This is a genomic window from Halomicrobium sp. HArcht1-1 (assembly GCF_058933285.1).
The window spans coordinates 2,983,467-2,993,527 of the sequence record NZ_JBZYDL010000001.1 but is presented as its reverse complement, the minus strand read 5'-3'; the positions used below and the strand labels follow the sequence as shown (position 1 = coordinate 2,993,527).

Sequence of the window (10,061 nt, the reverse complement as noted above, 5' to 3'; positions counted from 1 at the left end):
TAAATTGACAATGACACTCAAGATATCAGTCACACTCGAAGAGAATTCAAACCCGTCACATCCGAGTCTCCTTACAGGTCAGTTTGAGATCTATATTAACGGCAATCGACTAGTCTCTTCTGAAAAACCAGTAGAGGCGGGTGCCGATATCAATGGCATCGGTCATAGAATTCTATATGATTCAAAAAACCTATTGGAAGCAACCTGTAAAATAGCCTCTGGCGATTTGTCGCCCTACGAGACCGCGAAAGTCTATTTCGAGGGGCTAGATGAATATATACAGGCCGAAATGATATCTTATAATAATATCTGTTTGTCGTATCGAATCAAATATACAAAAAATGACACACCCGAAATTAGACCAACTCCACAATCCGAACGGGGGTATGTTGTGCCGGTCACAGAGTTCATTCAACAAGTAACCTTTGCTGTAGAGCAAGTGGTTGATCACGCAGTTAAAAAAGGATTTTCAAAAGATGATCAAATCGTATCGGATATTTCCGACCTTTTATTAGAGTTGGAGATGTCTGAACCCACATAATAACTTTTCAGGATATATCGATTACATATAGCCCTTAATTTGCAACGTTGGTGATCAACAGCCCCACCGTATGGAGACGCTCCCTAAACTGCCGACCGGTGTCGGGGTGCGCTCGTTGTTCCAAATGTCTTGACATCCTTCTTTTAATGTTTCTTTGAAGAGGTCTGCGAGTTGCATAGGCACTTCTCGCTACGGCCACCTCATTCCCCGGTCCCTTAACTAGACAGTGAGCGAACAATAGATTCTTTCTTGACTATTGTTGCGTTCGAACTCTGTGTTCACTTATCTGCACTGAGGGCGTATAAATGGCTTCCACCGGCAACGTAGAGTGTTCCATCAGCAGTGACTGGTGGTGCTTTCACCTCACCGGCAGTTTCGAGGGTCCACCGACCTGTGCCATCGGTTGCGTTCACAGCGTGGATTTGAGCATCTCGGCCGCCGACAAAAACAGTGTTATCAACAATCAAAAGTGATGGGCAAAATAGTGTCTCACCCTCGTACTGCCACAGGACTTCCCCCGAGCCAGCATTCAAAGCAGACAAGCCCCAATCCGCAGTGTACACGACACCGTCGACGACAGCTGGTGCTCCGGAGTCAGACCCGATGTCGTCCGCCACCCATTCGAGTGCGCCAGTTTCAGCCGAAGCTGCGTAGGTCTGGCGCTCCGGACCAAGACCTGCGTGGCCGGTGAAATAGAGTGTCCCGTCGACGACTGTAGCACCTCCCTCAGCTGGCATCGAATCGATGTTGGCTGTCCACAGACGTTCGCCAGAACCTGCATCGATCGCATACATCTCGAGTTCAGCTGATCCGCTAAAAACTCGACTATCCGCTACTGCAAGGTCAACACTACCTGATACCACACACAACCAAATCTGCTCGCCCGATGTGCGATCAAGTGCGAACACCGAGTCCTTTCCGGCACCGTAGACTGTGTCCCCTACTACACAGGGTGAGCGCGGATTTTCAGTCGAATAGTGCCACATCGTTTCACCAGTCTGTGTATCGACTGCGTGAAGGCCAGAGTTTTCTCTCCAGATTGGGACGTATACTACTTCATCACAAAGAGCGGGGGTTGCCCCGGATGCCTTGCCATCGATACGCCACCTTTCGGTGCCGTCGTCCTTGACGGCAACGAGCCCGTTACTGGTACCCGCGTAAATTTGCTCACCGCCTGCAGTGAGGGTTCTAACCGTATCACCCAGCTCAAGCTCCCAGGAAACGGTGAGATCATCAGTTGGAATTGCAGCCGTCGTCTCGTTTCGATGGGTCGGATTCGTCATTATCTATATTTATTTGCGGAAAGGAAATTGAGAATGATTAGCGTTTGGGTTCACCTTTGATATGATTGCTGGTCTGAATGAATTTCAGTTTCCGTAGCTGTCACCCAGTAGCGCAACCACCTTCACCGTTGTTTACCCTTGGTAAGAGAGCACTCGGTCTTTCAGCCTCTCGGCTTGGTCGGTCAGTTATGCCGTCTTCGGAACTGATGGTGATTTCGAGTCGACCATGTTCCGCTGTCCAGTGAACACCACCAACTTCTCCGACCATATTCCGGAGGGCTTGGCAGTTAGGGTGGAATTCAGAACTGGTGGCCGTGTTTCGGTTTTGGATGACGACTGTCGCGTCTGATGCGAGTCTGTCGCTGAATGCCTTGCTGAATACGCCGTCGCCTTCCTCTTGAGTCGCGTGATGCTGTGCTTGAAGCACGTCGACTTCCGTCAGGGCTATGTCTGATTCAGATACCATCCACTCCTCGACTGGGGCTGGGATGTCTCCGGGCATCAAGAACGTCTGATCATCATACTTGACCCTGGTTATCAGAGAATTAGCATTGATGTCAGACGTGCTTACGCCGTCTATATTTGCTGTGTCCGGTCTGGTGACTCTCACAGTGAGTCCAGCATCGGTGATCTGTCTCGATGCCCCGGCTTCGTCGATGATGTGTGAGTTCATTTCACTTGAGTCGAACTCACGGTCGACTCCATCTTCACCCAGATTCCCTGCATCAATCCCGCTAAAGTAAAGATTCCTCACTTCGACGTCGTCGGAATCCATGAGATCATCCACGTATCCGATATGATCTGTATCGTTGTGACTGACGACCACGTGGTGAAGAGTCGCCTCTCCATTGTCGTCATTTAATTCATTTTCGACGGCCTCTACGTAGTTAGCCTGTGAAGCTCCCGCACTACTCCCAGCGTCTATCAGAATATTCTCTTCTGGCCCTTCGAACAGTACTGACGATCCCTTACCCACGTCGAAGAACGTCACCTCTGGATCAGGGTCCGTCGTGTTATCGTCATCGTCGTCATCCAGATACTGATCGTAGATATTGGACGCCTTGTAGACGTCGAGGGCGAAGTCACCGACAGTCCTGATCCACAGTTTCTGGCGCTCGCTGAGCTGCCAGTCCTGTTCAGTTCCCGGTGCGTCGTCGATCTCTTCTTCGTCCGTGATTTCCTCGTCACTCTGTTCGTCCTCTTTTTCTCTCTCGATCGTATCTTCGATTGTCTCGACGCTGGTGGCACTGACAATCGTCGAGCCCAATACGTACAGTGCGATGTGGCCGTCGCCGTTCGGGTTCTGTCCAATGACAACGTCGTACCCCTCCGACGTTTCGGCAGCCACTGCGGTCGAGAGGACGTACCCGACATCCGCTTGACTCTCTATCCCAGGTGTTTGTTTGATATATTCCCAGCCATATCCCCGTTCGAAACTGCCAGATGAAGAGCCCTCATATACTTCACCGGACGTAAGTTGAATTGGAAGTTCGACACCAGCATTTTCATACACCGATTCTGTCGGAAGATCATTGCGTCCCCACTCGTTCTCAATTGGCTCGCTATCGCTTGCAGGAATTGATTGAGTGTAGCTTTGTTTCGCATATTGACCCTCCGCAGACCCTGATGCCTCGGCGGCTATGACGTAATATGATGTGCCAACTACAGCGGCACCAGTGACGACGATACCAGAGCTGATGGTGCTTCCTCTCAATGCCCAGGAGGGATTATATTTGACTGGTGCAGATGTAATTGCTGGGCTTGCCGTGACAAGAGCGGATGATTCGAAACTACTATTTTCTACATCTTCGGTTACGACGGCCGCGTTTCCATCCGAATCAATTATAGTAATTCTAATATAATCGGCTGTCCAAGGATGGCCTTCTTGTCCAAGCTCTACTTTTTTATACACCTCTCCGTCTTCCATTGTAGAGAAGTTTTGTTTCGTATACGTTTGGTTATTCCAGTACCCATCAACCACTGGTGGTTTGAGATATTGGTGAATCCTTATTTCTTTGATAGAACCGGCTGCTCCGATCGATTTCGCAAATATCTTTAAATCTGACACAGGGATGTTTTCAAGACCAGATTTGAATGTGTTGAATGAAGTATTATATTCGAATTGGGGCGGACGAGTCTCCTCAGTTGGTGCAGGATCAACCAAGTCGTTTAGCCCATCACCGGAGGTATCCCAATCTCTCGGATCGGTGCCCAATTCATGGATTTCTTCCCCGTCGTCGACACCGTCGAAATCAGTATCAGGAAGGGTTGGGTCCGCAGTATGATCGAAGTACGAGCCCTCGTACTCTTCACCGTTGAAGGTGAACAACACCGTCTTGAATTCCCCGACCTCTCGGCCGTCGGACAGCCCATCTCCGTCAGTGTCGTTCGACGTGGGATCGGTGCGTACGACCTCACCGTCCGGGCCACCGAGGACGATCCCAGAGGTCTCGCGTTCGTCACTGAGCCCGTCACCGTCAGTGTCGTTGATCGTCGTGGTGTTCTCGGCGACACGAGAGAAGACTTCGGGGAGATCCGCTGCACTATCGACAAGAGAGACGTTCCCGCCAGTCTGTTGCGCAATTGGGGCCAACTGCCTCTTACTCGCACCACCAAATCCGATCGGGTAGATCGTGATGTTGTTTTCCGCCGCTTCAGCTGCCATCTCAGTGCCATCAGCGTAATCAGATCTACCGTCAGTCAAGAAAATTGTAATATTCGCACGGTCGGAACCCCCACGCTCGGCAAAGTGTTCGTTTGCCGCAGCAATCGATGCAAAGTCAGTGCCGCCATTGCCACCTTCGTACTTTAGGTTCTGAATCGACTGATTGACCGCTGTAAAATTACTTGTGAGGGGTTGCTGTACACGCCCGAAGTTGTCAAATTCGATTACAGCTGCTCGATCTTTTTCCAGCAATCCACCAGTGAACCGCTGTGCTGCGTCCTTCGCTAATCGGTTTCGATCGTAATAATCCATCGACCCCGAAACGTCCATCAGCATCACCACGTCGACTGGTGTCACCCCATCATCGCCCGTCTCCCGGACAGGTTCCTTCGCGTCGTACGTCGCCGCCCAGTTTTCGATGTTGTACACCGCGAACGTCGAGAAGTGCTCTGTCTGTGCGGTGACGGTGCCGTTTGCGGGATCGACTGTGGAGTTCAGCGGGACGAAGATGCCTGCCTCCGGATCGTAGGTGAAGATGGCCACCTCCTGTGATTCGTTCTCGAGGCCGGTATCGTCGTACTCCATCGTGACGTTGGCCGAATCGAACTCCTGTTCGGCGGTGAGTTCCACGACCGGGGACTGGCTCATGTTCTCTACACGGGAGGTATTGAACATCGAGTCGTTCTGCGGAGCGATGGTCGTGTCGTTTGCTACGTCGCCCTCGCCAGTCAGCTCCAGTGAGACGCCCAGCGAACTGTTTTCGGTCTCTGTCTCGAACGTCTCGTTGCCGTCTAGGACGCCGTCACCGTCGGTGTCAGCGACCAGCGGATCGGTGCCGAGTCGGATCTCCGCACCGTCGTCGAGGCCGTCGTCGTCGGTGTCCAGGTCCGTCGCGTTCGTCCCGTACTCCTCGATCTCTTCACCGTCAAGCAGGTCGTCGCGGTCGCTATCGGGGACCAGTGGACGAGTCCCATTCGCCACCTCGTCGCCGTTGGCCAGGCCGTCCTTGTCGGGATCTTCGGCCTCGTCGGGCGTTCCGTCACCGTCCGTGTCAGCGGCGAGGGGATCCGTCTGGGTCAGGAACACTTCGACGGCGTCGGTCAGCCCATCCTCGTCCGAGTCGTTGTCGAGTGGATCTGTCCCGAGTTCGCGCTCCCTCACCGCCGAGAGGCCGTCTCCGTCGAAGTCTTCTGCCCCGTCGACCGTCTCGTTGTTCGACTCGTTCGCCGCCGTCGACGCGGCGTCACTGTTCGGATCGAGCGGATCGGTCCCCGTGACGCTCGTTTCGTACGTGCCTGGCAGCCCATCACCGTCGAGGTGCAGGACCGCCGAGGATCCGCTGTCTCCTACCGTCGACACTTCGATACGATTGACGCGCTCCTCGAGCTCGACCGACGTGTTGTACGAGCGGTTCTGTCCAGCGGAGTTCTGCACAACGGTAGTGTTGACCGTCTTCACCTGCGTTCCATTAACTGAGATAACAACCTGAGGCTCAGTGGTTGGATTGGCTCCAGTGACGTTCCCGTACAGTGGGTACGACAGAGATTCGTTGTCCGGCCGGACCGGATCAGCACGCTGCTCGATCGTGACGCTCGTCGTTTCGTTCCGGTCAATAGCGTCGAGAACCATCTGGGCGTGCCGGTGAGCGGTTCGGAGGTGCGGAATTGCCGTCGCCCGGGCGTGATAGTACTCCCGCCCCTCGGTAGCTTCGGTATCCCAGCGGTTCGCCCGTTCGATCGCCCGCTCGGCGACCGCGAGTTGACTCTCGGCAGATTGGCGGGTGCCTCGATCTAACTCGCTTTCGTACTGATCGAAGAGCCGGCGTGCATCGGCGACAGTCGTTCGAGCACTTTCGTTGTCCGCCTGGTAGATGAGTTCCGTCGCTCGCCGAGTATCGTTGCTGTACTCAGAATCCACGAGCCGCATGAGCGCGCGAATCGCGATGCCGTCGTCAGTGAACACCTGCGGATCTGAGACTCGTGCCGGACCACGATACTCACTCAGTGTTCCATTCACCCGGTCACGGGCGCGATCGATGTGTTGGGCTTCCCCACTCTGTTGCTCGGGGTCGATGGCCTGGAGAATTTGGACGGCCTGTCTCTTCTTCACCTTCGGCGGCGCAGTGTTAGAGATTGGCTCGTTTTCTCGACCATCTGTTTGATTAACATCGTCTGTTTGATTGACGCCGTCTGTTTGGTTGGTGTTGTCTGTTGGGGGGTCGACGGGCTCGTTTCCAGCACTATCAGTGGTAACCACATCGTTGCCAGCACTCTGAGCCACGCTCCCAACTGCGACGACAGGTGTGAACGTCGCAGTGATGAGAAGAACTGAAAGAAGGAGTGACAGTAGCTTCGTTCCTGTGGGCATATCACCGATACTATTTTTCACCAATTAATATCTTTCCAATCACCTAAAAATGAGGTAAAAAGCATGCATATTTTGGATTGGTTAGGGGTGGATTATGCCGGGCGGATTAACACGTATTCTTGTGTCTATGGGACCTCATCTTGAGACTGCCGTTGGACGTGCCGAGATGGAGACCGCAAAATCGCATCGGCAATCCCGGTTCCTTCGGGGGCTGTTCAACGCAGCAACTCAGTTGTGGTACCCGGCTTGTTCCGACGCCGACACGAGACCCCGGCCGAATGGAGATTGTCGTGGAATCTAACCGAAGGGCTGTTCCTGATGTGACGCTTCAAGGCGGTTCCACGGCGTAATCGAGTGGCTGACGCCCCAGCACTTTCTGGATATTCCCCGCCAGGGCCCATCGAGTTCTTTGTCGACGCTGCTCGTCTCGCCGCCGATTTCGAGACAGTCGTCGACGTGGTGTCGAATGTTCGCACCTGATTCCAACTACTAAAGAGAACTCCAGCAACTCGCTACTGCCGCCTTCTGTCTACCCCTCGTTATTGTCTGTGATACTCTCGCCACTATTTTTATTATCCATCACTCCCTTTCTTCAGACACGGCACCATCCCGGTGCCAGCACCCACCACCCACCCCCACCACCCTTCCTTTCCGTTTTCGACCGTCGAGTGACATCGACACGGTTGGATGCGTTCTGCTTCGTCCACGCTGCCGGCGGTACGAGGCGTCGTCACACCGAGGGAGAGATACTGCGACACGGCGACGGTGTCGCCGTCCACCTCTGCAGACCATCGCTACCTCGGTGTGACCAGCGTCTCGACGACGTGACGGCCGCCAGTGTCCAGTCGTATCCCCGTACTATGTGTCGTGGCAACAAGGGTCGATACCAATAGAGCTATATACTGGTGTGGTATACCATAGCATGTATGGCGACCGCACCGAGTACCGACGACATGATCGACGAGTTCCTGTCCCAGCGGGGTCACGACGTCGAAGCGACTGGTTGGGAAGAAAGCTACAACAAGAAACAGTGTCCGGATTGTGGCGGTCTTCACGACGGATCGGCCACAGAGTGCTCGGTGTGTGGCTGGGGGCCCGCTAACTGACTCTCAGCAGCACACACGTCCTAGCAACGACTGAAACGATTTACACACCGATCGCACTTCCGCCGTGCGGTCGGGCGTGCATTGATTTTCAGTAGCTCCCATAGCTGTCCTTCCTACCGGAGTCTGCCGGCTCGTCTCGTAGCAACATGTCTTCGTAGTGGCGACTGTCGGTCTGTGAACTTTCGCGGTGCTCGAAGCGTCACCGTCGCTCTCGAACGTCGAGAGGGGGGAGAGAGTTGGGGGGTCAGTTCTGACGGAGTTACGCGTCGTCGAGTGACGCGTGCAGGAACATACCGATCGCGAGGTGTTGATACACCGCGCGTTCGATGCGTTCTCGAGCAGCGGGGTCGTCGCTGATCGAGTACTGCTTGGTCTGGACGAGCTCGTGCATCTCGAGGAGTCCCTCGGAGTCGAGCTCGTGGAGTCGGGGGTAGACCGTTCCTGGGCTCAACTGGGCGTCGAAACACCGCTCCAGTTCGTCCATCAGCTCTGTGCCGTGCGTTTGATCGGTCGAAGACGCGATCAACGCGAGGAGGATCTCGTCCAGGCTCTCCGTCACGAGACTCTCGTCGATGGCAGCGTCGCCATCGGCGAGGGCCTCGCCGACCGAAGACAGTAGCGTCTCTGGCACGCCGTCACGATTCGATCGGTCGGACGACGTCTCGGTGTCGTGCCCGCCGACGAGGGGGGTCAAGCGCTCGTCGGCGCTGGCGTGTCCCGCATCGCCCGTCGAAACGTGACGAAGTTCGTCTTCGGTCATGTGGTCACCTGGAGTCGATCCGCAATCTGACGTAGGGCGGGTCCGTGCATAAGTTCCCGTCAGTGTTTTCTGGATCTGAAAGAACCCCGTCGGCTGAAAACGCTTATATGACGAGAGGAGAAGCATTCCGGTAGTGAACGACGAGAAGAGCATCGAAGAGATCCTCGACACGATCGGCGACCAGCACGCCAGGCAGGTGTTGGCCGCGATCAGTCGCGAGTCCCAGTCGGCGAAGGAACTCGCCGAGGAGTGCGATATGTCGCTGCCGACGGTGTATCGCCGCATCGAGATGCTCACCGAGTACGAACTGGTGACGGCTCGCACACTCGTGGCCGACGACGGGAACCACTACAAGGTGTACGAGTCGAACTTCGAGTCGACGGTCATCTCGCTGGAAGACGACGAGTACAAGGTCCGGATCTACCGCGAAGAGAACCTCCCAGACCGCTTCAGTCAGCTCTGGGACGAACTCAACCCCGACTAGGTGGTAGGTAGGATGGTCGACGGCGTCGTGATCGCGAGTGGATTGCTGGCACTGTTACGGATGGTCGTGTTCGGCCTGACGCTGGGGATCACTCTGATCAGCTTCCAGGCTTACCGAAAGCGTCCCTCCGAACGGCTCCAGGCGGCTTTCGTCGGCTTCGCGTTCATCAGCATGGGAGTCGCGGTTTCGAGCGTCATCACCCAGCTCAGCGTCGGCGACGCCGGGGAGGCAACTCGCCTGTTCTTCCAGTTCGCGGAGACGATCCCCTTCATCATCGGCTTCAGCATGCTGTATCTCTCTCTGTACCGGTGACGGTGCCGGCTGTCTGTGTGCGATCCTTCCGACGACGGCGTCCACAGTGATACTACCGGCTGTACATCTGTGAACGATTTCGCCACCCCGGGATGGCGAAGATCCTCACGAAGTGACAGCCGGCAGTATGAAGCACAGTCCGAGTCTCGTACGGAGAGAGTGGTCGCGTCGCGGTCGCCCCGGCCGTGTGAGCAGTGTGTGGCTGCCACGACTGGAACGATCATTATGTAAATCGGCGATACTTATATTAGCGATAACCAGTATGGGTTAGATTGGGAGAGAGCCCATGCCAAAGTGCCAGAACTGCGGTTCGTTCGTGACCAAAGACTACGTACGCGTGTTCACACCTCAAGAAGACACCGACCCGCGGGTCTGTCCCGACTGCGAGGACATGATCCGTGACGGCGCAGACGTACGGGAGGCACGGTCTCCCCGACACTCGTAGGACGCCTTCGTTGTCGTCTCCGATCTGTCTTGTCGCGTCGTCAGCGACGCCGAACACCCACCCGTAGAAAGCACGTCGTTTATGAGTGAGCGGCTCGT

General features: G+C 55.0%; 8 protein-coding genes. 5 read left to right on the top strand and 3 right to left on the bottom strand.

Going from position 1 to position 10,061, the window contains the following annotated elements; all coding sequences use genetic code 11:
- The first annotated feature begins 10 nt into the window (after nt 1-10).
- On the top strand, nt 11-541 hold the full coding sequence (locus tag AC5FRZ_RS15660; protein WP_493565045.1) for a hypothetical protein: 531 nt from the start codon (nt 11-13) through the stop codon (nt 539-541).
- 278 nt (nt 542-819) lie between these two features.
- On the opposite strand, the gene AC5FRZ_RS15655 is transcribed toward AC5FRZ_RS15660, so the two are convergent.
- Both AC5FRZ_RS15655 and AC5FRZ_RS15650 read right to left on the bottom strand, forming a co-directional pair.
- The gene (locus AC5FRZ_RS15655; RefSeq protein ID WP_493565044.1) at nt 820-1,824 is read right to left on the bottom strand and encodes an outer membrane protein assembly factor BamB family protein; all 1,005 of its coding nucleotides are present in this window, start codon (nt 1,822-1,824) and stop codon (nt 820-822) included.
- A gap of 100 nt (nt 1,825-1,924) precedes the next feature.
- Complete coding sequence (locus tag AC5FRZ_RS15650) at nt 1,925-6,856, bottom strand: VWA domain-containing protein (RefSeq protein ID WP_493565043.1); 4,932 nt, start codon at nt 6,854-6,856, stop codon at nt 1,925-1,927.
- A 926-nt stretch (nt 6,857-7,782) separates the two neighbouring features.
- Between AC5FRZ_RS15650 and AC5FRZ_RS15645 the strand changes: the two genes are divergently transcribed.
- Nucleotides 7,783-7,962 carry an HVO_0416 family zinc finger protein gene (locus tag AC5FRZ_RS15645; protein ID WP_153554630.1) on the top strand — a complete coding sequence of 60 codons (180 nt, stop codon included), beginning with the start codon at nt 7,783-7,785 and terminating at the stop codon, nt 7,960-7,962.
- 259 nt (nt 7,963-8,221) lie between these two features.
- Here the strand turns inward: AC5FRZ_RS15645 and AC5FRZ_RS15640 are convergent, their stop codons facing one another.
- On the bottom strand, nt 8,222-8,722 hold the full coding sequence (locus AC5FRZ_RS15640) for a PadR family transcriptional regulator (RefSeq protein WP_493565042.1): 501 nt from the start codon (nt 8,720-8,722) through the stop codon (nt 8,222-8,224).
- Between the two features lie 133 nt (nt 8,723-8,855).
- On the opposite strand from AC5FRZ_RS15640, the gene AC5FRZ_RS15635 reads away from it, so the two are divergent.
- The 3 genes from AC5FRZ_RS15635 to AC5FRZ_RS15625 all read left to right on the top strand — a co-directional run bounded on the left by AC5FRZ_RS15635 (nt 8,856) and on the right by AC5FRZ_RS15625 (nt 9,963).
- Complete coding sequence (locus AC5FRZ_RS15635) at nt 8,856-9,206, top strand: ArsR/SmtB family transcription factor (RefSeq protein ID WP_012808086.1); 351 nt, start codon at nt 8,856-8,858, stop codon at nt 9,204-9,206.
- A gap of 12 nt (nt 9,207-9,218) precedes the next feature.
- A complete protein-coding gene (locus AC5FRZ_RS15630) occupies nt 9,219-9,518 on the top strand; it encodes a DUF7521 family protein (RefSeq protein ID WP_170092767.1) in 300 nt (99 codons plus the stop codon).
- A 286-nt stretch (nt 9,519-9,804) separates the two neighbouring features.
- Nucleotides 9,805-9,963 carry a DUF7563 family protein gene (locus tag AC5FRZ_RS15625; RefSeq protein WP_012808084.1) on the top strand — a complete coding sequence of 53 codons (159 nt, stop codon included), beginning with the start codon at nt 9,805-9,807 and terminating at the stop codon, nt 9,961-9,963.
- The last annotated feature ends 98 nt before the right edge of the window (nt 9,964-10,061 follow it).

Bases quoted from the DNA above. Each gene is read 5' to 3' on its own strand.
- AC5FRZ_RS15660 (WP_493565045.1), top strand. From the start codon at position 11: ATGACACTCAAGATATCAGTCACACTCGAAGAGAATTCAAACCCGTCA.
- AC5FRZ_RS15655 (WP_493565044.1), bottom strand. From the start codon at position 1,824: ATGACGAATCCGACCCATCGAAACGAGACGACGGCTGCAATTCCAACT.
- AC5FRZ_RS15650 (WP_493565043.1), bottom strand. From the start codon at position 6,856: ATGCCCACAGGAACGAAGCTACTGTCACTCCTTCTTTCAGTTCTTCTC.
- AC5FRZ_RS15645 (WP_153554630.1), top strand. From the start codon at position 7,783: ATGGCGACCGCACCGAGTACCGACGACATGATCGACGAGTTCCTGTCC.
- AC5FRZ_RS15640 (WP_493565042.1), bottom strand. From the start codon at position 8,722: ATGACCGAAGACGAACTTCGTCACGTTTCGACGGGCGATGCGGGACAC.
- AC5FRZ_RS15630 (WP_170092767.1), top strand. From the start codon at position 9,219: ATGGTCGACGGCGTCGTGATCGCGAGTGGATTGCTGGCACTGTTACGG.
- AC5FRZ_RS15625 (WP_012808084.1), top strand. From the start codon at position 9,805: ATGCCAAAGTGCCAGAACTGCGGTTCGTTCGTGACCAAAGACTACGTA.